Source organism: Pseudomonas sp. MF6755 (assembly GCF_016405635.1).
In the GTDB taxonomy this organism is placed as follows: Bacteria; Pseudomonadota; Gammaproteobacteria; order Pseudomonadales; family Pseudomonadaceae; genus Aquipseudomonas; species Aquipseudomonas haemolytica.
Map to the genome: position 1 here is coordinate 22,193 of NZ_JAEKDA010000007.1, position 22,880 is coordinate 45,072.

Annotated in this window: 14 protein-coding genes; 4 read left to right on the forward strand and 10 right to left on the reverse strand. The window is 59.0% G+C overall.

What is annotated here, in order from left to right; all coding sequences use genetic code 11:
• Positions 1-41: 41 nt before the first annotated feature.
• Complete coding sequence (locus JFT66_RS10440; protein ID WP_198859222.1) at positions 42-5,054, reverse strand: hypothetical protein; 5,013 nt, start codon at positions 5,052-5,054, stop codon at positions 42-44.
• A gap of 461 nt (positions 5,055-5,515) precedes the next feature.
• Between JFT66_RS10440 and JFT66_RS10445 the strand changes: the two genes are divergently transcribed.
• Complete coding sequence (locus JFT66_RS10445) at positions 5,516-6,937, forward strand: amino acid permease (protein WP_034118305.1); 1,422 nt, start codon at positions 5,516-5,518, stop codon at positions 6,935-6,937.
• Between the two features lie 377 nt (positions 6,938-7,314).
• On the opposite strand, the gene JFT66_RS10450 is transcribed toward JFT66_RS10445, so the two are convergent.
• Positions 7,315-7,479, reverse strand: a complete 165-nt coding sequence (locus JFT66_RS10450; RefSeq protein ID WP_198859223.1) for a hypothetical protein — start codon at positions 7,477-7,479, stop codon at positions 7,315-7,317.
• Here JFT66_RS10450 and JFT66_RS10455 point away from each other — a divergent pair.
• Positions 7,474-9,291, forward strand: coding sequence for a M3 family metallopeptidase (locus JFT66_RS10455; RefSeq protein ID WP_198859224.1), 1,818 nt, complete (start codon positions 7,474-7,476; stop codon positions 9,289-9,291). The genes JFT66_RS10450 and JFT66_RS10455 overlap by 6 nt on opposite strands.
• A 124-nt stretch (positions 9,292-9,415) precedes the next feature.
• On the opposite strand, the gene JFT66_RS10460 is transcribed toward JFT66_RS10455, so the two are convergent.
• Positions 9,416-9,703 carry a hypothetical protein gene (locus JFT66_RS10460; protein WP_198859225.1) on the reverse strand — a complete coding sequence of 96 codons (288 nt, stop codon included), beginning with the start codon at positions 9,701-9,703 and terminating at the stop codon, positions 9,416-9,418.
• A 57-nt stretch (positions 9,704-9,760) separates the two neighbouring features.
• Here JFT66_RS10460 and JFT66_RS10465 point away from each other — a divergent pair, with 57 nt between their 5' ends.
• Positions 9,761-14,596, forward strand: coding sequence for a dermonecrotic toxin domain-containing protein (locus tag JFT66_RS10465; RefSeq protein WP_198859226.1), 4,836 nt, complete (start codon positions 9,761-9,763; stop codon positions 14,594-14,596).
• A 52-nt stretch (positions 14,597-14,648) separates the two neighbouring features.
• Here the strand turns inward: JFT66_RS10465 and JFT66_RS10470 are convergent, their stop codons facing one another.
• The 4 genes from JFT66_RS10470 to JFT66_RS10485 form a co-directional block, all read right to left on the reverse strand.
• Positions 14,649-15,773, reverse strand: a complete 1,125-nt coding sequence (locus JFT66_RS10470; RefSeq protein WP_034118307.1) for an OpgC family protein — start codon at positions 15,771-15,773, stop codon at positions 14,649-14,651.
• 132 nt (positions 15,774-15,905) lie between these two features.
• Complete coding sequence (locus JFT66_RS10475) at positions 15,906-16,202, reverse strand: cupin domain-containing protein (RefSeq protein WP_198859227.1); 297 nt, start codon at positions 16,200-16,202, stop codon at positions 15,906-15,908.
• 61 nt (positions 16,203-16,263) lie between these two features.
• Complete coding sequence (locus tag JFT66_RS10480) at positions 16,264-16,548, reverse strand: putative quinol monooxygenase (RefSeq protein WP_034118344.1); 285 nt, start codon at positions 16,546-16,548, stop codon at positions 16,264-16,266.
• Between the two features lie 15 nt (positions 16,549-16,563).
• On the reverse strand, positions 16,564-18,183 hold the full coding sequence (locus JFT66_RS10485; RefSeq protein WP_034118343.1) for an FMN-binding glutamate synthase family protein: 1,620 nt from the start codon (positions 18,181-18,183) through the stop codon (positions 16,564-16,566).
• Positions 18,184-18,462: 279 nt separating this feature from the next.
• Here JFT66_RS10485 and JFT66_RS10490 point away from each other — a divergent pair, with 279 nt between their 5' ends.
• Complete coding sequence (locus JFT66_RS10490; RefSeq protein WP_034118342.1) at positions 18,463-18,735, forward strand: type B 50S ribosomal protein L31; 273 nt, start codon at positions 18,463-18,465, stop codon at positions 18,733-18,735.
• Positions 18,736-18,741: 6 nt separating this feature from the next.
• Here JFT66_RS10490 and JFT66_RS10495 read toward each other — a convergent pair whose 3' ends face one another.
• Genes JFT66_RS10495 through JFT66_RS10505 form a run of 3 tightly spaced genes read right to left on the reverse strand, consistent with a single transcriptional unit; the run spans position 18,742 to position 22,861 of the window.
• On the reverse strand, positions 18,742-20,127 hold the full coding sequence (locus JFT66_RS10495) for an ATP-binding protein (RefSeq protein ID WP_198859228.1): 1,386 nt from the start codon (positions 20,125-20,127) through the stop codon (positions 18,742-18,744).
• Entirely contained in the window at positions 20,124-21,935 is a 1,812-nt protein-coding gene (locus tag JFT66_RS10500; protein WP_198859229.1) for a DAHL domain-containing protein, read from the reverse strand. The genes JFT66_RS10495 and JFT66_RS10500 overlap by 4 nt, the downstream gene beginning before the upstream one ends.
• The gene (locus tag JFT66_RS10505) at positions 21,932-22,861 is read right to left on the reverse strand and encodes a cytochrome-c peroxidase (protein WP_052224563.1); all 930 of its coding nucleotides are present in this window, start codon (positions 22,859-22,861) and stop codon (positions 21,932-21,934) included. Before JFT66_RS10505 ends, JFT66_RS10500 begins: the two co-directional genes overlap by 4 nt.
• Positions 22,862-22,880: the final 19 nt, after the last annotated feature.

Sequence of the window (22,880 nt, forward strand, 5' to 3'; positions counted from 1 at the left end):
TCAAGCGTAGACGTTGGGCGCCAGATCGGATGGATTTGTGCTCATGGCCGCGGAAATTTAACGCTGTTCTCCAGAAAGCCCAGCCAGGTTCGATTGTTGGCCGGAGCCCAGCGATAGTTCACGCCGTCATGAAAGAACACTGATTTGTCCTCCAGGTACCAGACGTGCATTTTTATCCGCAGCTCTCGCAGGTAGTCCTGCGCCGGGCACGCCAGCGAAGTCCAGGGGTCGCTGATCCACAGGTTCGCCCATTCGGCTGCGCGGAAGTCAACGGTAGTGTTCAGGACGGCGGGTATATTGCCGACCACCACAAAGGTATGCCCCTGGCACATCCACACCTGGGCGTTGCCGCCATTGGTGCGAATCAGTTCGCAGGCAACATGGGCCATCTGGTCGCAATTGCCGGCACCGGTCTTGAGGATGACCTCGGTGTAGTTCGGGTGGCCGACCTTGCTGTATTCCCACATCACCACAGGTTCGGCTTCTTGCAGGCGCAGGATTTCATCCGGCGTGGCGCCCTGGACGTTGGCGGATCGCAGGCCGGTTCTGTCCAGCATCGCCTGGGTGCTGGCGTTGGCTTGCTCGGCATAGTACTGGGGGAGCCGATCACTGGGGCCAGGTGGCCAGATATCCAGCTGGACCGGTTGCGAAGCGAAATTGAAGTTCAGGCGCCGGCCTTGGTCTGAAGTGTTCAGCAGTAGTTCGCGCTGTTTGATGACGCTCAGCCTGCTGGCCTTGGCACGGATTTGCGTGATTTTTTCGGACGAAAACCCTCGCTTGCTCAGCTGCCGGTACAGGACTTCCAGGGTCGGCAATGTCACCAGTGGTTGGTCTGGAATCAGTCCGCCAGCGCTTAAAAACTGCATTCTAGTGTCGCAATAGGCGCTGATCAGGGCTGCATCGTCGCCGCCTTGGCTAAAATCCAAGCGCTGGAATTGCAAGGTGTTGTCGGCCCCGCTGGGCGTTGCGTCTGTCCGGTAAAAAGCGCCGATATCGGGCTCGGCTACCCAGTAAGGCATTGTTCTGTTGGGTAGCGTGATTTTCAGCGCCCGGAGCGTTCTTCGGTCATGAATCACGTTCACCAGTGCGCCGAGTTCCACCACCTGGGTTTTTTCGCTGAGCAAGTTGTCCACGTCGTCTTCGGGAAAGCCGAACTGGGGCTCATTGTCGATACGTTTGCCGCTGACCTGTTGTTGGTAGATCAGCGCCGGTTGTTGGAGTTGCTCGGTCAGTTCAAAGCCATCGTAGTGTGGGTTGACTTCACGAACGCTTCGGTAATAGACCAGCTTGCGTTTGTTGCCATCAATCACTGGCGCCGGCTGGATGCGAATGTGGTCGAGCGCCTGCACTCGACGTTTATGAATCGAGGCTTTGAACGGATACAGCTTCTTGGTGAAACAGACGATAGGCACTGGGCTGCGCTTACCTCTAGCCACCGGGCAGGTAGTCTCGAAGTGGTCGTCAAGCCTGGCATGCGCCGCTGACGTAAGTTCATCCAGATGGTTGGAGTGGTCATGGGCCAACCGCCATACGCGGCCCTGATCCAGCAGGTCGGTGGCGCCGGCGCGTGGAATGAGCAAGGGTGGCGTTTCGAAAAAGCGCTCTGCCACCCGCGCTTTGTAGCCGTCGGCCAAGCTGATCGGGGTGACGGTTATCGCCGTGTCCAGCTGCACACCTTCCAGTGCGGGCCCATACGGCCTTGCGCTGAAGGGGTCGAAGGCAGACCAGGCGTTGGCGCGCCGGATCATCAACAGGTGGCTCAGACCCTCAGGGTGTTTGAGTACACCGGGCCCGACATCCGGGCGGTCGATCAGCCGCGCATAATCAATCGCTGTCCTGTGGGCAAACCGTTGCTGGGCATGCCGCAGTGCGCCCGCCAGTGCCCGCTGGCCGGAGTGGTTCAGCCGAGCCAGGCCATAGGCCGTCAGGCGCACCAGCGACGGTATCGCCTCCAGTGGGTTGATCAGCTCATTGAGATAGGTGGCGCTGAGCTTTGTCAGTTGCAGCAGTTTCAAGTAGGCCGGAGCGGGCTTGCCCAGGTGCTTTACGCTGCTGGTCAAAAAGCCTTTGGTCGGCATGAACAAGCCAAGCATGTCGAAAAAACAGCCGAGGGTACCATCGAGCACACGCTTGATCTCGCCGGAGGCGAGGTCGTGGCCGCAGGTCCAGAAGGGGATGAGACCCAGCAATGCTTCATACGCCAGTTGGGTGTTTTTTTCCCGCTCTTCCAGGGTGGTCATGCCTTTGGCCTGAGCCACCCAGGCGTCGATATCGAGAAAAAAATGTTGCTTGACGATGGTGCTCGCCAAGCTGAGGTTTCTTGGTGAGTCGAACACCAGGGGCCGGGCCGTGGCTGGAAGGGCTTCGAACTGCCAGAGTCGGTCCACGATCACGGTGCAGTATTTGCCTGGTGTGGGAGGGCTGCCTTCGAAGTAGGCATTCTCGTCAATCGCCAGACGGCTGCCCACCAGCAAATGGGCTTTTGGTTGAGTGCTGCGCGGCGTGCCTGTGGTGGCTATGAACGAGCGTCCGCCCAGTTCCAGGCTGGCGGGAAGCCGGGTGTTTTGTTGCACCTGATTGAGCAGGGGAAACAGTTCGTAGTCGTGATGGGGGCCTTGTGCAGTACAGCGCAGGATGAAGCCGAACCGAGCGGTACGGGCCATTTTTTCCCCGGTTACCTCCTGGGTCTCCGGTTTGTTGGCTGCCCACCTCACCACCAGCAGTTGCACGGTGCTCTGGTGAAGGCGCTGGCGGTCGGCCAATGGCAACTGAGCCAATAGGTATTGGATGACACAGGTATAAGCTTTTTTGAGGCGTTTAGCGTAAGCGCCGGAAGCCTCGCTGAACAGTGCGTTGACAGTGCGCAGTTGGTTGAAGCTTTTTTTCAGGGTATCAAGGTCGAGCCCGGGTTCGGTTGAGCGCCATTTGTCATCGAGGGGTTGCAGGTGGCCGCTCATGTGCAGCTCCACCAGCGACTGAAGCTTTATGCCCTTCGTAGGCCTGTGGGAGGGGAGTCGCGACGGGCCCTGTCCTTCTTGCAGGGATTTTTTCTTGAGCAGGCGATTGTTGGGGAAGACTCTTTTGAGGTCCGCCAAGGCTATGGCGCGACGCATGGTGGGCCTTGTGCGCAGCGTTCTGGACGCACTGTCCAAAGTCTTTATGCGAGCGCTTAAGCGTTCTTTGACGCTGTTGATTTGCTCAGGACGATAGGCCTGCGCCGGTTGCAGCTCACCCTGGGTAATGGCCCAGTCGATCAGGGTGGAGGTGGCGAAATGCTCGCGCCACAGGCGCTCCTGGTCGGTGTGCGGCGCCTGCGTGGCCAGGGCCATGACTTCGCTGAACGACATTTGCCGCGCTGATCCGCAGGCGAGTGCTTCTGCCAGCATCACACCTTGTTTGAACAGCATCCAGGCGTGGGATGTCATGAAGTACAGCGAGTCGGGAATGTCTCGTACCAGAAACTCCGGCGCGATGCCGGCCAGTAACAGATGCGCGGCCAACGCCGTATGTTGGGCGTTGGTAACCCCTGTTTCGATCAGGTGAAACTCCAGTGTGCGGCGCAAGTCCCGATAGCGATGGCCGTGGTAATCGCTGTGGTTCAGGTTCAAGCCCGCGAGGGTGTAGCGCGTCTGTGCCGCGTGCGGGTCGAGATCCAGGATCAGCGCGGCCAGCACCAGCGCATCACGGCTGGCGTTGCTGGTACGTTCACCGGCGGCGTGGCCAAACCAGCCCACCGCGCCCAGCAATTGGTCGGCGAGCGTCTGCGCGCGGGGGCGTGCAAGCAACTGGTGCAGTTGTTGCTCCGGCGGTGCGGGTGTCAGGTCGGCGGCCAGCAGGTTGAGCAAGCCGCCCATGCGTCGGGGGGCAACGGTGGCAGTGATGTGGATGATTTTGGCGCGTTGCTCGGCGCCAAGGGTCAGTGCGCCCGGATGCGACAGGCCCAGGGCCTCCCAGTAATTACCCAAGCTGGGGCGCACGAGCAAGGGTGTTTCGAGCCGTTGTTGATACTGCAGCAAGGCAATCTCGGAATGGGCAAGGTCACTGACGGGGGGCACTGCCACCGGCTCGCTTCGCCGCAGTTGCTCCATCAGGTCCCAAGCCGCCTCGCGCTTATCCGGCAAGGGCAGGCCATGCAATCCGAGCAGTTGGGCGAGGCTGAATTTGCCATCCTGGTGGACGGGCAGGTCCATGGCGCTGGCGAGGGTTTGCAGGCGCTCGAGTCGGCCGTCCAGAGCCAGTGGCGCCAGTTGCTCATGGCTGATCTCCACAGGCAGGCTCGAGAGGGCGACACCTCTGATCGACTGTTGCTGAGGGTCAAACTGGTACTGGCCGGGTGTCAACTCACGGCGTTGGGCCACTGCCAGAAACTGCGGATGTTCAGTGATCTCTTCGAGTAACGTCTTGGCGGTGCCCATTGTCACGGCCCAGAACGAGCTCGAACTCAGTCGGAAACGGCCGCGATACAGGCTGTACAGGCTGAAGGTGTTTTCATCTTCGTCCTCTGCGGCGATCTGTGTGTGCAGTGCATCGGCTACGGTGTGCAGATCCTGATTCAGTTGCCTGAACGCGTCCGCCAACTCAGGTGCCGCCCGCCCCAGCGCGTCGATCAGCACACCGCGCTGGGCAGCGGTAGTCGGCTGGGGGTAGCCATGGAACCGGAGCACCTGGCGGGCGCTCAGCTGCAGGTTTTCGGCAGGATAAGGCAGGCCGACCGCATCGGGGTCGATGATCTGGACGATGGCCAGGATCGGTGGCGCGAGTTGCTGCCAACCGCTGGCATCTTTCAGGGTGAAGGGTGTGCCGTTGGCATGCAATGTTCCGTTGCGCACGCTCACGTCCATCGGCTTGAAGCGCTGCTGTTCGGCCCACGCGAGAAAAGACGGGCGCTCAAGCGCCTGGCGATACAGCAAGAGCCAGCGGCCGAGGGTGCAATGGGCGGGAACCGTGAGCGACGCCGAGGTGGCATGCGGCTCGGCCCGCAGGTGCTGGATCAAAGTGTCCCGCATTTGCCGATCGCCTTGCAGACGCGAGGGCAGGGTGGTCAAGTCAGTCATCCGTGAACGTCTCGTTGGAGGGGATGAAAGAGGGTGCCTGTTGTGGCAGCAGGCTTCATCGAGACCTTTCCGCGTTCACCATGGGTTGCATCGCTATCGGGTGAAAGCCCTGTGCCAGAGCCTTCGGTACTGGCAATTAGGCGATGGCAGGGGCATGACGATGCACCAAGGCTGTGCAATACTCGCCGCCGTTTCGGGCAGCGGCTTTCAGGGGCAAATCAGGTAATGCCCCTCCATAAACCCGGTTTTTTCCGCGAATTACCGCTGGAATTTTGGGTTTTTATAGTGAAAGACCCTGCGCTGAGGTTTTTATACTGCACGCCCCGCTGGTCTTGTAGGTTTTTTCCTACGAGACGAGGCTCTCCATGAGGCAGCCTCGGACTCACTCCGCAGCCAGGCTTATCGGCCTGTCTGTGTGAGACCAAGTGGTTTATCCAATAACAAGATGAGGTTGTATCCCCATGCCCGTCGGCAACCCACTGCCCCATGGCGAGACCGCTCAAGGCGGCCCGCTCAAACGCGAACTCGGTGAACGGCATATTCGCCTGATGGCCCTTGGCGCCTGTATCGGTGTCGGCCTGTTCCTTGGCTCGGCCAAGGCCATTGAAATGGCCGGCCCGGCGATCATGTTGTCCTACATACTGGGTGGCCTGGCAATCCTGGTGATCATGCGCGCGCTCGGCGAAATGGCGGTGCATAACCCTGTCGCCGGCTCGTTCAGCCGCTACGCCCAGGATTACCTCGGCCCCTTGGCGGGCTTCCTCACTGGCTGGAACTATTGGTTCCTGTGGCTGGTGACTTGCGTGGCGGAAATCACCGCCGTCGCCGTGTACATGGGCGTCTGGTTCCCCGACGTACCCCGCTGGATCTGGGCCTTGGCGGCGTTGGTCAGCATGGGCACCATCAACCTGATCGCAGTCAAGGCGTTTGGTGAGTTCGAGTTTTGGTTCGCGCTGATCAAGATCGTCACGATCATTGCCATGGTCATCGGTGGTGTCGGCATTATCGCGTTCGGCTTCGGCAATGATGGCGTGGCGCTGGGGATCTCCAACCTGTGGGCCCACGGCGGCTTTATGCCCAACGGCGTGACCGGCGTATTGATGTCCCTGCAAATGGTGATGTTTGCCTACCTGGGCGTGGAGATGATCGGCCTTACCGCCGGTGAAGCGAAGAACCCGCAGAAGACCATCCCCAGCGCCATCGGCTCGGTGTTCTGGCGCATCCTGCTGTTCTATGTGGGCGCATTGTTCGTGATCCTGTCGATCTATCCGTGGAATGAAATCGGCACCCAGGGCAGCCCGTTTGTGATGACCTTCGAGCGCCTGGGCATCAAGACCGCCGCGGGCATCATCAACTTCGTGGTGATCACGGCGGCGTTGTCCTCCTGCAACGGCGGCATCTTCAGCACCGGGCGCATGCTCTACAGCCTGGCGCAGAATGGCCAGGCACCGGCGACCTTCGGTACCACCTCGAGCAACGGCGTTCCGCGTCGGGCGCTGCTGCTGTCGATTTTTGTGCTGCTGTTGGGCGTGTTGCTCAACTACATGGTGCCGGAGAAGGTCTTTGTGTGGGTGACCTCGATCGCTACCTTTGGCGCGATCTGGACGTGGCTGATGATCCTGCTGGCCCAGCTCAAGTTCCGCAAAAGCCTGAGCCCGGCCGAGGCGGCTGGCCTCAAGTACCGTATGTGGCTGTACCCGGTCAGTTCCTACGTGGCGTTGGCGTTTCTGGTGCTGGTGGTGGGCCTGATGGCGTACTTCCCGGACACCCGCATTGCGCTGTATGTAGGCCCGGTGTTTCTGGTGCTGCTGACGGTATTGTTCTACGTGTTCAGGTTGCAACCGAACAACGGCGGTGAAGGTGCGGCGCTCAAGCAGCGATGAGTCAATGAGCCAACCGGTTCACGAATAACGTGGGGCCTCACGGGCCCCGCGTTTTCTGCCTGGTTGCCATCCCTGGGTGTCTACACAACTTTGGGTATTGCGCTGAACCTGTGGCGAGGGTGCTTGCTCCCGATGGCGGCCTCAGGGCCGACCAGGATGTTGGGTTTTTTGACCGAGTACATATCCGTTATTTGGGTAACGGCCACTATTGGTTCCTTACCTTTGGCAGCTATAAGGTGTGTAGATACCTTCGGCTATCTATCTATTCCTCTCTCTGCTTATTCATTCTTTAGGCTGGTTGTTCCGACCGCTACCTTGAAGAATGACCCATGCCCCAAAGCAATCCACTTCTGCTGCCTTATAATCTGCCGCCCTTTTCAGCCATCCAGGCAGACCACTTGGTGCCCGCCATTACGCAGGTCATTGCCGAGTGCCGCAGCGCCACGGCTTTGATTATTGCCAGCCAGACACCTTTTCCCACCTGGGATGACCTGGTGCTGGCTGTGGATGAGCTGGACGCGCGCCTGGATGGGTTCGTGCATATCGTCAAGCTGCTTGACTCAGTGCCGCAAGGGTTGGCCTGGCAGCAGGCTTCACTGCACAGTCGGGATTTGGCAATACAGTACAAAGCCGAGCTGGCAGCCAATCTCGACCTGTATCGGCTCCACCGACAACTTGCCGCCAGCCCGATCGCTGCCCTGTTCAATGAACAACGCCAAAGCGCGCTGCAAAAGATTCTGCGCAGATACCACCTGGCCGGTCTTGATCTGTCAGTGGACCAGCAGCTACAGCTCAATGCGTTAAACGAAGACATCGACATCCTGGGCCAGGCGTTCTTGGACCGCGTGAGTAATGCGAACAACGCATGGCGCAAGCACATCCAGGATAAATCGTTGTTGAGCGGGCTGCCTGAGGCAACACAGGCACGCATGGCGGCTGCGGCTCAGGCAGCCGGCCTGGAAGGCTGGTTATTGACGCTGGCGGGTCAGTCCTTTCGCGAGGTGATGACCTACGCCGATCATCGCGCCTTGCGTGAGGAGATCATGGTTGCCTACTACAGCCGTGCGGTAGATAGCGGTCCGGACGCGATTGCCAATGACAACGAACAGGTCCTGACAGTGCTGCTCGATAGCCGTCACCAAAAAGCTCAGCTCCTGGGTTATTCCAACTTCGCCCAACTGGCGCTGGTAGACCAGATGGCGGACACGACCGAGCAGGTCACTGCATTTATGCACCAACAGATCGAGCAGGCACGCACGACGTTTTCCCATGAGGCGCACCAGTTGCAAGGCTATGCCGCGCAACGGGGTATCGATGCCCTAAAGCCTTGGGACTGTGACTATTTCGCTAGAAAAATTCGTCAGGATCTGGCGGGCCTCTCCGAGGAGGCAGTGCGCAATTACTTCCCGTTGGGCACAGTACTGCAACGCTTGTGTTCGTTGACCAAAACGCTTTTCGGCGTTGATTTGATCGAACAGACCGAGGTTGATACCTGGCATCCGGACGTGTGGGTATTTGAGCTAAGAGAGTACGCGCAGCCGATCGGACATTTGTTCATTGATCCTTATCGGCGCAATGAGGAACCCGGGCTAGGTTTCACTTCCAGTCTGCGCAGCCACCGAATGACGGCTGAGGGGCGACCTGAATCGCCAATGGCGGTGTTACGTACCCAGTTGCCAAACCCGACAGCGGCCCATCCTTGCTTACTGGATCACTTGCAACTCAGGGTCTTGTTGCATGAGTTCGGCCACTGCCTGCAACACCTATTGACCGGCGCGCCCTACCGGGCGATTTCAGGTATTGATCAACTGGGCCGAGATGCGTCGGAATTCGTCAGCCAAGTGCTGGAGCAGTTCTGCTTCACTCCGTCGTTCCTGATCTGGCTTTCTGGCCATTTCCAGACGGGAGAGCCCCTGCCTGAGGAGATGGCCAACCGTATGAACCGGCTCGTACATACTCAAACCAGCCAGGAAACCGCCAGGGTTTTGCTCTCGGGGCTGGTCGATTTCGAATTGCACCGAACCTACGGCGACGGGCGTACACCTCATGAGGTGTTCATCAGCGCCAACGCTGAAGTCGGGCATTTACAGTGGCCTGATGGCACTCGCCCGCTCAACAGTTTCGAACAGTTTGTCGGTGGCTTTGGGGCCAAAACCTATTCCTACAAGTGGTCCGGTGTCCTGGCGAGGCAGGCTTTTGAACGGTTTGAACGTGACGGCCTGTTCAACCCCGATACCGGCAAGGCCTTCCGTGATGCCTTCATCACGGCGGGGGACACGCGTACGCTGTTGCGTGCACTGGCGTTGTTTCGTGGCGAAGGCCACCCATGCGTCGATCACTCTACCGGGGTGTGAGGCACTGGTGCATATGTAGTGCCTGGACTGAAACTTGAAATGCCAGGGTGATTTTCCCAGGTCACTTATGGCTGCTTCCCCTGCAGCCAGCCAGCAGGGAGAGCACTCGATGGCCACTGACAACCTAGCGTATTTTTTCAGCGAAACCCCAACCGACCGCACGCAACTGAGCGACCGCCAACGCGCACGCCATTTTACCCTCAAGGACCTCGACTGGCTCGACGCCGTGTACCTGGCCACCGATGCGTTGCGCCAGGCGCAGAAAATGCCGATGCACGTCCAGACCCTGCAACTGCACGTGCCCGGCCAGCACGCGGTTGAACTGGCGGGCGCATTTGTCATGAGCCCCGCCCCGGAAGGTGGGGTTTTTCTCTATACACCCGCTCGCGGTCTGGAAAAGCTGGAAAGCCATGAAACACTCAAGACGCAACTGCTCACTTGGCTCAACGACCCGGTGCAGCGCCAGGCATTGCTTGATTACCTGTCCATTTCCCAGCAAGCCACGCTAAAACCCATTACGCCCATGACCATCACCACAAATACCGTGGCTGGAGCGGTCTTCGAAGCACAGCACAACACCCTCTTCAACAACCTACTTGAAAATGCCAACCTGATACGCGAGCAATTGCTCAAGCTGCCCAGTTTCACTTCGCTGCTGGGTGACTACATTGCCGCTGAATTGGCCCAGGCTTTTCCAGATGTCGACCAGCATCAAACCCAAGTGCTGAGTTATGCCATCGACACATCCAGCGAAGCAGGCAAATCTGATACGCCAACGTCCCGACACACGACCACCTGCTCCTTGAGCGAAACCGTCCTCCGGTATTTCGTCGCCAATGGCTGGCCAGCGGGTGAAACTCGACGCTACTCCAACCCCCAGCGTGTCCTTGATCCACAACGGCCCACTCAGGAGGCCGATGATCAACTGCGCTGGGAGGTGTCAGTCCAAGGGCTGGCCCAGGGTTTGAAAATACACATGAGGCAGCAGCCCAAGGCCTTTTGGGAACTGCCAGCCGCCACCGGACTTTCACGGCTGCAACTGTTTGCGGACGCCATGGCCCAGGCTTTTTTCACGGAGTTACTGGACCAGCAACAGCAATCCACGATTACGCTCGAGCAACGTCTGCAACTGCAGGCCCTGCCACTCAAGGCTGAGCTTGCCGCGACAATGCCGACGCCGATCCTGAAGGCTGAAAAGGCCTTGCTGGACGCGCCCGAACAGCCCCCTGCAGAGCTGGCGGGCGCACTGATCATCAGCCATACAGAAAGCGGCGATCACTCGCCCTGGCTGCTCTATAGCCCCCATCATGGCCTGCACCTGTTTACTGAACTGGGCGCACTGAAAACCCACCTTCTCGACAGGCTCAATTCCCGGCAGCATCCCGAGGCCTGGAAAAATCATCTATCCAGGCCGGAACGCTTTGACGAAGTTGATCTGTCGGGCAGCGACATCACCTGTGCGCCCATCACCGGGGGCATTTTCCCAAGCGTCATGGAGGGCATCATTAAAAAACAAGGGCGTAACCTTGAATACGCCCTCGATCAGTATCGCCTGAGCCAGGGCACGATGGATCTCGACGCCCTGGTCGATCATGTGCTGGATGTGCGTGGGATGATTGATCAAACATTATTGACCCTGGAGCCCATGGGCCGCTGGAGTACCCAGTTGGCAGCCACATGGACTGCGACGGCGACAGAACCCAGGATTCCGCCAACGCTCTCTGCAATGCGCACCACCCTGCATTTGCTCGAAAATGTCAGCGCCGAAATCGAACAACAAGTTGCCTTGCGCCCCTCGCTGGAGCGCTCCGCCACTACCTATCTCAACACCAGACTGCACGCCATCAAGCCGCCACACCTGCAGGCTGCGTGCCTCTCGGTACGCCAATACAGCAGCCCATCGAGTGCCAGTGACAAACCTCAGTTGCTGTCATCGAGCCGTGTGGTCGACTATTTTCTGGCGCGTTTATGTGGCGAAGTGGAGCCACTCACCGATTCGCCGAACACCCAGTTCTACTCAACGGTTCCTGATAAACCGGCCACTAAAGTCTCGGGTTTGGACGTCACGACTTTCAATACGCTGATCGACAGTGCCGTCGGCGGTTTTACGCAGTATCTGCGTAGAACCCACAACGTGTACCCCAACACCCAGCCCCTGCTGAGAAAAGCCATGGAGATGGGCCTGACAGCGGAAATGCAACTCAGGCTCTGGAACGACGCTTTAATGCCCCTCGACTACGAGGTTCTTTTAACCGTACTCGGCATTTACGCCAGAGACCTGCGACTGAGTGTCAATGGGTTTCGTCCTGACGCATTTGCCTTGAAGGTCGCGACCGTGGGGCAAACGACCTCGCAAGCTCTCAGTAACTGCTTCGTGCTGACCGAGCGCGGCGGGCTTGATCCTCACTATTGCGGGCGCACGCTGTTGTGGACGCCTGCGTTGGGACTGGAAAGTTTTGATTCATTGAGTCACTTCAAGGCAGCAGTAGATCGACGCCTGGCCAGCCCGGACGAACGACAGGTGTTCCTGGAGAACCTGGGGCAACCGGATTGGCATGCCTATCCGGCCTATGCATTGAGCTCGCTTGAACTGATCGAAGCCAACCTCGTCGAGCACTTGCAGCGCACCTTTGCCCAACAAAAAGACCGTGAACTGGAGCACATCCTCTCCATGAAACTGTCGGTCGAAGAGTTACGTAACCTGTGGCAGGTTCAAGTCACGCAAAACCTGGCACCCACTAACTTGCGGCGAGCCAAGGACATGGTCCAGGCGATGATCGTGCAACATGGCACGCAATGGTTGGGGCAAGCCAGCGCGGTCGACCAGCAGCTTCATGCCGAACTGTTGGAGCAGTATCGAAACAATGTTGTCGACAATCAGGATTACCTGCATGGCGTCGACTCGCTGGCTAAGTTTACGCGCAAGAAGCTCAGCGCCTTGCTCAAGGAGCTTGATGCGCAGAGTAGCGTCACACCTGATGACATTGAAGCCGGGCTCCCGGCAGAGGGCAGCACGCCTGCCCGCAACCAGGGGCTGCTGGACTATGCCTTGAGTCATCAATCGTATTGGAAAGGCGAGATTCCACTCTTCGCCAGCACCGGCACAACGCGGTTGCCTGACACCATAGATGCGCAAACGCTGAAAACACGGATACAGGCGTTGAACATCAACGTGGCTTATCAAACGTACATCAAATCCCTTCTGGGCCCTGCCAGTTCGGACTTTGTGCAGCGCTCAACGCGATTCGCCAGGCAACTGCCCTGGCAACTGATGCAATACGCTCACAGCTTGACGTTGCAAGGCCAGCTTTCACCGGCGGCTTTCGGGCTCATTCAACAAGTCATGGATATGCCGGATGCCACCGCCCGGGCGACCGTGGTAGATGCCAACGCCATGATCCGCCCTTTGGAACTGCTGATCGATGCCGGCAAGAAAACGATCAAGATCCCTGGGACTTACTTGATCAGTCCAGCCTCGGGTGACGAGGGGCCTCACGTCCTGTATGCCCCCTATAGTCCAGGCTACACCCTGAAGGAATATACCGGTGAGGCCGCACTGCGCGCTGAGCTGACAGCATCCGGCACCTTACAGGGTTGGGTTCGGCAGGTGGTCCCGGGCGTTGACCATGCGGCACTGACAAGCGCACTGGAGCAACCTCAAGCTGGCACCCTCGTCCAATTGGCAAGCACCCCTATCAGTGCTCCTCTGTTCAAGCAGTTGTTCACCGATAACGTCGAGCTGCTGACGACGCTGTTGGGCTGCCAGAAAATCGCCAATGCAGGCCCCGCGTGGGATACGGCCAAGGCGGTATTTGCAGACGGCGTGCATGAGGCACTTGTGTTTTATGCCGGCAAATTGGCTTATCCGTTGATCGCCTGGCAGAGCTATAAACTGTTCAAAGCCTCTGCTGAAGAACTGCAAAGCCACCAGTGGCATGAGGCACTTGGCCATTTCATCGGCGGTGTCGCACTGATGGCCGGTTTACGCCGTGCTATGCCTTCGGTGTCAGCGAGCAGCGTCCCCCCGGTATCAGCGCCTTCTACACCTGCGACCTCTGTGGTGTCCTGGCCCGCGCTCGACATAACGGCTGCGCCGCGCACCCGGCTACAACGGTTCGAAGTGCTTGAGCCGACCTTGGCCAGCCTGATCAAAGACACCACGCTTAACCTTTACCGATCCGCCTCTGACCACTACTACGCGGCAGTGGCAGGGAAGGTGTTTCAGGTCATCAAACACGGGTTGGGTTGGCACATCACCGGCAATCGAGAAGTCGGCCCTTTGGTGCAAAGCAACCCACGGCAACAGTGGATGCTCAGCAGCAGTGACCCGTTGCTGACGAGCCGTAGAGCGGTTGCACGATTGACCAACCGCTTTTACTCCGAGCCCTTTGCGCGGCCCAATATGAATATATTGGCCATCGGCATGCGCGATATTCGAGCGCTTTACGCGCAAGAATCGTTGATGATCACCGAGGCCCTGGCGTTGGCTACGTTCTATGCAAGGAACGCCCAGGAAAACGTGCGCCTGCTCGTACGCACGCCCCTTGCCGCGCCTGAACTCGTTAGCCAAATCAAAACGTTTTTCGGTTTGCAGACCCTTGAGGACGTACACCTTGAAAAAATCCAGGAGGTCGTCGATAAGGTCTGCAGTGCGTTGATGGAACCGTCACTGACCTCCCCGGACTCAACGCGATTTGTCATCGGCCGCTCGCGGATGCCGGCACTCACGGGCGCCTACAAGGTGATGGCCTTTACGATTGTCCCCGACCCCCTGCAACTGGTGTATTTGACCGAGGCATTTTTCAGCCCAGGTCTGAAATACAGTCATTTGTTGATAAAGCCGTTCTATGTCAACGTCCATGCGCGTGCGACTACCCTCATTCATGAGATCTCTCATCACGTCGGTGAGACGTTGGACTTGGCTTATGTGCACTCCACCCATCCCTTCCATGACTTGATCGACCCTCAAACCCCTGACGGCAATAGCACTAAGACAGTGTTGGAAAACCGCCAGCTTTCAAGGCTGTCGCTCACCACCCCGGTTCAGGAGCTGTTTCAGGTGGTGGACATCGCCACCGGTCTGAAGTCTGATCCGAGCCTGGGCACGTCAACGGAGCCTATTTTCAACAGGCTGCTCGCCGCTACGGGAACGCAAACCCTCAGCGATGCCCGACGAGTGTTCCGAACCGATCCGCTTAAACGCATCATTACGGTGCTTAACAATGCCGACTCCGTCGCCTACTTGATTGCACAATTGGGACGTCGAAAAGAGATCCCTGTGAGTCCAACCAGCGATTCGCCCTGATCGCAGAGACTCATCGCCTAACGCCATGCTCCGTCAGGGCATGGCGACATCCTCAGGCTGGGCTGGCCTGCTTGGGTTGGGCCAGTCGCTTGTTGAACTCCAGCCACGCGGCCAGCAAGGCCATCACGCCAGCACCCACCAGCGCGGTGAAGACCTGCATGGCGAAAGTATCGCCGGCCAGGGCGTTGACCATATCCGCCAATGGCGCCAGCAGCACGCCCAGGCAGAACACTTCCAGCGAATAACGTCCCATCCGGCAGGTTTGCTGTGCTGGCCAGTTCTGTGTCCACGTGCTGCCCGGCAACAGTTTGGCGGTGACATAGGCCAGCGCCAGGAAGTGCAGCAAACGTACCGGCGACAGGTCGGTCTTGCTGATCGGGTACAGCCAGTTGTTGAGGGTTGCGGGCATCACCGCGTCATGAACCTCAGGCCAGAGCCACGACAGCGTGATCACACCGGCGACCAGCACATATACCAGCGCCGCGACAAACAGCGGTTGGCGCAGCAAGGGCCGCGTCTCGGGGGCTCTGGGCCGCTGGCTGTAGATCGCGGCGGCGCCCCCCAGCACAAACAGCAACTGCCAGGTGACGGGGTTGAAATACCACACGCCATCGGCAATGGCCCGCAGGTTCCAACCCATCCACGGCGCCATCAGGTACACCACCAGCGAGACGCCCACCACCGCCCAGGTGGCGCGGACCATCAGCGGCAGCACCACGGACAAACCGGCCAGCAAGACGATGTACAGCGGCAACGGGTCCATCAGGTTGGGCTTGAAGCGCAACAGCAGCTCATCGGTCAGCGCCTGTTGTGGATGGGTGACAAAGTGCGTCAGGCCCATCTCGGCCACCAGGTCGCGGGTTTCCACATGGCTGTTGGCGAAGAACACGATGCCCATCAACATCGCCAGCAGGAAGATATGCACCACGTACAACACCCAGGTGCGCCGCAGGATCTTCAGGCAGGCCATCCAGTAGCCTTCGCGCTGCATGACCTTGCCGTAGGCCAGCACCGAGGCGAACCCGGCGAGAAACACGAACACTTCCGCCGCATCGCTGAAGCCGAAGTTACGCAAGGTGATCAGACCCAGAGGGTTGTGGGGGACGTGATCCCAGAAAATGAAGATCAACGCCAGGCCCCGAAAAAAATCGATGCGCGGGTCGCGTCCGTTCAGCATGGCAGCGGGCTCTTGAACAAGTTGTTGGGTGATGACCGGCGAGCGCACGGCATTTCGCACGCCGCACGTCGGGCGGGCGCAGGTTGGCGGTATTTGTAAGCAATTGCAAAGGGTGGGTATTACTGAATGTCTCTAGACATCAATGATGACCAACGCGCCTTTGCTACCGGGCAGTACGGCATGAGCAGTACCGGCTTCTACAAGGTACATCTGGCCGGCATCCACACAGATTTCCTTATCGTCGATGCTCAAGAGCAACAGGCCGCTGACCACAAAAAGTCCTTCGTTGTAATCGTGGGTTTCTTCTTCATACGCCCGCCCGTCCATGCGCAACACCTTGATCCGCGCCGGGCCGACCTGGCCCAGGCTTGTGGATTGCCAGCTCTGCGGCAGTTGCGCGGCGATGGCGGCGAAGTCCAATAACGGCATGTGAACCTCCTTGGTTTCAGTGATGCCGTCGCTGGTCTGGCTCAGCGGGCAGTGGCTATGTTCAGAAAGCGTCCATTAACAACACCCGGCAGGGCTTGGCCTGATGCGCGTTGATCTGTGGCACCAGCCGGGTGAAGTGTTCCGTCTGGCAGTGTGCATCCAGCGCCGCCTGATCGGGCCACTGCTCAACGAAAATGAAGTGCCCGGGGTCTTTCTGATCGACAAATAACTCGTAGGCGATACACAGCGGTTCCAGGCGGGTTTTTTCCACCAGCTCGGCGTACCACGGGCGCACGGTGTCCAGGTGTTCGGGCTGGATGAAATCTTCGGCGATGACCTTCAGCATGGCAGGCGTCCTTATTTAAGCCGCAGCGCTTTCATGCGGCTCAAAACTGTCCGCCCGGGCCATCTGCCACATGCGCGAATAGAACTCGCCATTCACTTCACCCGTGAGCAATTCACCGGGCTTCAAGAACACATGCAACTGTGAAAACAGCTTGATCTCGGTCGCCGACATACGCCGCACCAAATGCTTGGCCGACAGCTGCGATGGATGATCCAGGCCAGCGGCGGCGAGCATTTCGGCCAGGGCGTGAAGCGTGTTGCGGTGGAAGTTGAATACGCGCTGAGCTTTGTCGGGCACCACCAGTGCGCGTTGGCGCAGCGGATCCTGGGTGGCGACGCCGGTCGGGCATTTGTTGGTATGGCAGCTTTGCGACTGGATGCAGCCGATGGCGAACATGAAGCCACGCGCCGAGTTGGCCCAGTCGGCGCCGATGGCCAACACGCTGGCGATATCGAAGGCGCTGACGATCTTGCCGCTGGCGCCGAGCTTGATCTTGTCACGCAGGTTCAGGCCGACCAGGGTGTTGTGCACGAACAGCAGGCCTTCACGCAGCGGCACGCCGATATGGTCGGTGAACTCCACCGGCGCGGCGCCGGTGCCGCCTTCCTTGCCATCGACGACGATAAAGTCGGGGAGAATGCCGGTTTCAAGCATGGCCTTGGCGATGCCCATGAACTCCCATGGGTGACCCAGGCAAAACTTGAAGCCCACCGGTTTACCGCCGGACAGTTCGCGCAACTGGGCAATGAACTGCATCAACTCGATGGGCGTGGAAAACGCACTGTGGCGCGATGGCGAGATGCAGTCTTCGCCCATCATGATGCCGCGGGTGTCGGCGATTTCCTGGGTGACTTTGTGCTTGGGCAGAATCCCGCCATGGCCGGGTTTGGCTCCCTGGCTCATCTTGATTTCGATCATGCGCACTTGCGGGTTCTGTGCCTGCACGGCGAAGCGTTCCGGGTCGAAACGGCCATCGCTGGTGCGGCAGCCAAAATAGCCGCTGCCCAGTTCCCAGGTCAGGTCGCCACCGTTTTCACGGTGGTAGGGGCTGATGCTGCCTTCGCCGGTATCGTGGGCAAAGTTGCCGAGCTTGGCGCCTTGGTTGAGGGCGCGAATCGCGTTGGCGCTCAACGAGCCGAAGCTCATGGCCGAGATATTGAACACCGATGCCGAGTACGGCTGTGTGCACTGTGGGCCACCGACCATCACGCGAAATGCGCTCGGGTCACTCAACGGTGCCGGGCGCATGGAGTGGCCGATAAATTCAAAGCCCGACTGGTACACGTCGATCAAGGTGCCGAAGGGTTTGTCGGCGGTTTCGTTCTTGGCGCGGGAATAAACCAGCGAACGCTGGGCCCGGGAGAAGGGCAGGGCGTCGCTGTCGGACTCCAGCAGGTATTGGCGGATTTCCGGACGAATGCCTTCCACCAGGTAACGGATATTGCCCAGGATCGGGTAGTTGCGGCGCACCGCATGGGGGCTTTGCAGCAGGTCGAAAATGCCGATCAGGCTGAGGATGCCGGTGACCAGGGTGATGGGCCACAGCCATTCATGTTCGATAAAGGGGAGGCTGGCGAGGGTGAAAATGACGCACACAGCGAAGAAGGCGTAGCGGCTTAGCAAGGACAGGCTCATACGGTTTCCTTGGGTTCGGACTCTTCAGGTCGATGCAACATTCTGCGCCTGTAAGGAAACCATAGACAACCTGTGGGAATGTTCAATTTGGCACTACAGGTGGGACAGACTGGCACGGAATAGACGGCTGGCGGGGTTGAACGCAGCGTTGACGATCAGCTGACTGGTTAGGGTATAGAAGAGCCTAGCCTGTTCTTAATGCAATCGGTTCTCGTTTGAGTGTATTTGTTTGTGTTACTGTATAACAAATCAAATGCATCCAAACGCCTCGGAGGCTCTATGAAACCTGGTATCCATCCCGACTACCGCACCGTGCTGTTCCACGACACCGCTGCCGACGTGTTCTTTTTGATCGGCTCCACCGCCGACAGTGACCGCACCCACACACACAGTGACGGCAACACCTATCCCTACATCCCGCTGGACGTTTCCAGCGCGTCGCACCCCATCTACACCGGCCAGCAGCGCAAGACCCAGGCCGAAGGCCGGATTGCCGGCTTCAACAAGCGTTTCGCTTCGTTTGGCTCGAATCCGAAAAAAGCCGAGGCCTGAGGGCGGCTAGACGGTTTGGCGAATGGGCAGCACCACCCGGAAAGTGGTGCCTTTGCCCAGTTCGCTGCTGACGGAGATGACGCCACGGTGTTTTTTCACTATTCCGTAGGAGAGTGAAAGCCCCAACCCCGTCCCTTCGCCCACCGGCTTGGTGGTGAAGAACGGGTCGAAGATTTTCTGCAGCGTGTCTGGGGCAATGCCGCAGCCGTTGTCGGCGACTTCCAGCCAGATAGTCTCGCCCTCCACCCCGTTGCTGAGGGTAATGGTGCCACGCTCCGGGCCCATGGCTTGCGCGGCGTTGATCACCAGGTTCATCACCACTTGATTGAGCTGCGAGGCCAGGCACTCGATGTCCGGCAACGGTGTGCAGTGCTTGATCACATCGGCCTTGTACTTGAGTTCGCTGGCGACGATGTTCAAGGTCGAATCAATGCCCTGCTGCAGATTTGCCCACTGCCAGGTCTGGTCGTTGTCCACCCGGGAAAAGTTCTTCAAATCCTTGACGATCTGTACCACACGGCCAATGCCTTCCTTGGACTCGCGCAGCAGCGTGGGAATGTCTTCCTTGAGGAAATCCAGGTCCAGGCGCCGGCGCAGGGCTTCTAAATGCTCAGCGCCCGGGGCGGTTTCTGCCTGCCGATAGGCATCGAGCATTTCCTGCAACTGGTTGAAGTAGCCGCCCAGGGTGCCAAGGTTGGAAGAAATAAACCCCACCGGGTTATTGATCTCGTGGGCCACGCCGGCCGCCAGTTGGCCCAGGGAAGCGAGCTTTTCCGATTGCACCAGTTGGCTTTCCAGTTGTTTGCGCTCGTCGATCTCCAGCTGTAAAGCCTGGCTTGCCAGGGTCAGCGCCTGGGTACGCTGCTCCACCAAGTGCTCCAGGTGACTGGTCTGCAAGGATGCACGCCGCGCCATTTCCCATTTGGCGGCCAGGGTATTGGCCATCTGCTGCACTTCGATATTGTCGAAAGGTTTTTTCAGGATCAGCAGCCGGTCATGGGCGTGTAGGCGAAACAGCAACTCCTCCCAGGAATAATCCGAATACGCCGTACACACCACCACCTGCAGGTTTGGGTCGACTCGCCACAGTTCTTCAATAGTCTGGGCGCCGTCCCAGCCTTGGGGCATGCGCATGTCCACGAACGCCAGGGCATAAGGGCGTTGCTCGGCCATGGCGTGTTCGAGCAACGTCAGACCTTCCTGGCCACCGTAGGCCGAGTCCAGCTCGAACGTGGGGCCTTGCGGGTTTTCGCGGGCGCCGAACAGCAGGGCTTCCATATCGTCCAGGACCTGATTCTGCTCCAGGGGCGGCATGAGGATTTTGCGGAAGTCTTCGTGAATCGAGGGCGTGTCGTCGATCAGTAGAATGCGCCGGTTCGTAGGTTCATTCATGCTTGGCCTGCTGCATCGTTGAGGGGGATTTGCAGGGTGAACACAGCACCCTTGCCTGGCCCGTCGCTATGGGCGGTAAGGCGGCCATTCATTTCAATCGCGGCCAGGGCGCAGCTGTGCAGCCCGAACCCATGGCCTTCCTTGCGCGTGGTGAAACCGTGGGTGAAGATCCGCGTCATGTTCTCGGCGGGGATGCCTTCGCCCTCATCCTTGACGCTGATTTGCACGAGGCTGTCCTCCACGGTGGTGATCGACAAAGTGATCTGGCGCGGGCGGTCGACGAGGTTCGACATCGCGTATTTGGCGTTGCTGATCAGATTGACCATGATCAGCAGCAGCCGGTGTTTGTCCGCCATCAACTCAGGCACCTGGGCGTACTCCTTGACCACCGTCACATGGTGACGGTTGAGCGCGCCGGAGTTCATGCGCAGGGCGTCGTCCATCAAGGCGCTGATTTGCACGGGCTCCAGCACGCTGGAAACACCGGCATAGGATTGCTGGGTGGAGACGATGTCCTTGATGTGGTCCACGCTTTTGCTCAATTGCGCCAACTCATCGGTCAGGCCCTGTTGCTCGAGGGCGATGGCCTCCACCAGTTGGTTGAGGTAGCCGGGCAGCAGTTTGCCTTTCTCATCTTCACGCAGGTAAGCGCCAAGGTCATCCGGGTGCTGGTTGAACAGTTGCATGGCCTTGCCCAGCCCCAGTGCCTTGCTGGTGCGCAGCTTTCGGGCGACCAGTTCGGCAGAGATGTTCACGCTGTTGAGCACGTTACCGACGTTGTGCAGCACATTGGTGGCGATTTCCGCCATACCGGCCTGGCGGGCGCTGTCGAGCAGTTCGCTCTGGGCATTCTTGAGTTCCAGGGTGCGCGCCTCAACGCGTTGCTCAAGGCTTTCATTGACCGCTTGCAACGCACGATTGACCCGGTTGATCTCGGCAAAACTGCGTAGCAGGCGGATGGCCAGGTACAACAGCACCACCACCAGCAGGCTCGCAAACACCAGCAAGTAGCGATGGTACTTCTGATCGATAAGGTCGGCGGCTGTCTGGTCCTGGTTGAGTTGGGTGGTCAGGGCGTCCAGTTGATCGGACAGGGGGATGGCGGCGATACGATCAAGCAGGTCGTTGACCTTGGGTTGCTCGCGCAGAATCAGCGAAATGTGATTGCTGAGAATGCCCACGGGTACCTGGAATGCATCGGGCAGGTTTTGTTGATTGATAGCCAGTTTGTTCAGGCCGACGAGGATGTCCGCAGCCCTGTCGTCGCTCGTCACTTGGGCAAATTCCAGGGCGCTGAGCAGTAAGTCATAGGTGTCGGTGGCGATGCTTTGCTGTTGCAGTTTGTCGGCGTCTTCCAGTTGCAGGAAGTGGGCCTGGATGTCGTCCTCGGCCGTCGGCAAAAAGGCCAGGGAATTGCGCAGCACTGCGTTGTGGGATTTGAACTGTTCGACCAAACGCGCCTTCTCCTGGATCGACTGGCGATAAGCCGCCTGGGCGGTCTGCCAGTCGGCGGGGTTCGCGTGGCGATGTTGGCCTTCGCGGCGTTCCAGCGTGGCCCATAGCTCGCTCATCTCGTTGAGCGGGGCCACCAGCGGGTCGTAATTATGGGTGAGGGCGATCCGGGCCTTGAGCACTTCGACGTCCCATTGGGCGTTGAGTTGTTTGATCTGGCGGATCAGGTCGCGGGACTCGGTGTAGGCAGTAGATGAGTCGCCGACCGACTTGAGGTACAGGAACACCAGCACCGAGGCCAGTATCACGGCGATGCCGCTGAGCGTGAGCAAGCTGGCCAGGCGTGACGATTTCATAAGGGCTTGCCTGCCCATTCGCCGGTTAGCGTCTTGAGGAATTGGATGATCAGTGTCTTGTCCTCCGCCGAGGGGATTCGCCCCAACTGGTAGGTGAACATGATATCGACGGCCTCTTCCAGGGTATTGGCCGAGGCATCGTGAAAGTACGGAGCGGTGACTGCCACGTTGCGCAGGCTCGGTACCTTGAACACGTTGCGGTCTTCTTCATCTTGGGTGAGCAGGTAGCGCCCCAGGTCTGCGTCGGTCGGGTTGCCGCGGGCCGCGAAGTAATCGCCCATCACGCCGAACTTCTGGTACATGTTGCCGCCGATATTTGCACCCTGATGGCAGGCGATGCAGCCATAGTCCTTGAAGCGCTGGTAGCCGTACTTCTCTTGGGTCGTGAGGATATCGGTGTTGCCTTGCAGGTACTGGTCAAAGCGCGAATTGGGCGTGAGCAGGGTCCGTTCATAGGTGGCGAGGGCGTTTTGCACGTTGGCTGGCGTCACGCCGTCGGGGTAGATCTGTTGGAATGCGGTCTGGTAGTTGGGCAGGGCGGATAAGGTCTTGACCACGGTTTTCCAGTCGTTGCCCATTTCCATGGGGCTGGTGACCACCTGCTCAACCTGTGCCTCCAAGGTATCGACCCGGGCGTCCCAGAATTGCTTGAAGTTCAGGCTGATATTGAACACCGTCGGCGTGTTGAGCCCGACCGGCTGGCCATCGAAGCCCAGGGAAAACGGCCGATTATCCACACCCCCCGTTTCCAGGTGATGGCAACTGGCACAAGACAGGCTGTTATTGACGGACAGCTGCGTTTCATTGAACAACTGACGGCCCAGCTCCACAGTGGCTGCATCCAGCATCGGCACCGGTGGCAGTGGTTTGAGCGGGCCATCCAGCGGCGCGGCCGTGGCCGGCTGGCAGGCGCCATACCCCAGCATGATGGCAAAGCCAAGCACC

Excerpts from the sequence above, each read along its gene's own strand:
- JFT66_RS10440 (WP_198859222.1), bottom strand. The coding sequence starts at position 5,054 with ATGACTGACTTGACCACCCTGCCCTCGCGTCTGCAAGGCGATCGGCAA.
- JFT66_RS10445 (WP_034118305.1), top strand. The coding sequence starts at position 5,516 with ATGCCCGTCGGCAACCCACTGCCCCATGGCGAGACCGCTCAAGGCGGC.
- JFT66_RS10450 (WP_198859223.1), bottom strand. The coding sequence starts at position 7,479 with ATGCACGAACCCATCCAGGCGCGCGTCCAGCTCATCCACAGCCAGCAC.
- JFT66_RS10460 (WP_198859225.1), bottom strand. The coding sequence starts at position 9,703 with ATGGCTTTCCAGCTTTTCCAGACCGCGAGCGGGTGTATAGAGAAAAAC.
- JFT66_RS10470 (WP_034118307.1), bottom strand. The coding sequence starts at position 15,773 with ATGCTGAACGGACGCGACCCGCGCATCGATTTTTTTCGGGGCCTGGCG.
- JFT66_RS10475 (WP_198859227.1), bottom strand. The coding sequence starts at position 16,202 with ATGCCGTTATTGGACTTCGCCGCCATCGCCGCGCAACTGCCGCAGAGC.
- JFT66_RS10480 (WP_034118344.1), bottom strand. The coding sequence starts at position 16,548 with ATGCTGAAGGTCATCGCCGAAGATTTCATCCAGCCCGAACACCTGGAC.
- JFT66_RS10485 (WP_034118343.1), bottom strand. The coding sequence starts at position 18,183 with ATGAGCCTGTCCTTGCTAAGCCGCTACGCCTTCTTCGCTGTGTGCGTC.
- JFT66_RS10490 (WP_034118342.1), top strand. The coding sequence starts at position 18,463 with ATGAAACCTGGTATCCATCCCGACTACCGCACCGTGCTGTTCCACGAC.
- JFT66_RS10495 (WP_198859228.1), bottom strand. The coding sequence starts at position 20,127 with ATGAATGAACCTACGAACCGGCGCATTCTACTGATCGACGACACGCCC.
- JFT66_RS10500 (WP_198859229.1), bottom strand. The coding sequence starts at position 21,935 with ATGAAATCGTCACGCCTGGCCAGCTTGCTCACGCTCAGCGGCATCGCC.
- JFT66_RS10505 (WP_052224563.1), bottom strand. The coding sequence starts at position 22,861 with ATGCTGGGGTATGGCGCCTGCCAGCCGGCCACGGCCGCGCCGCTGGAT.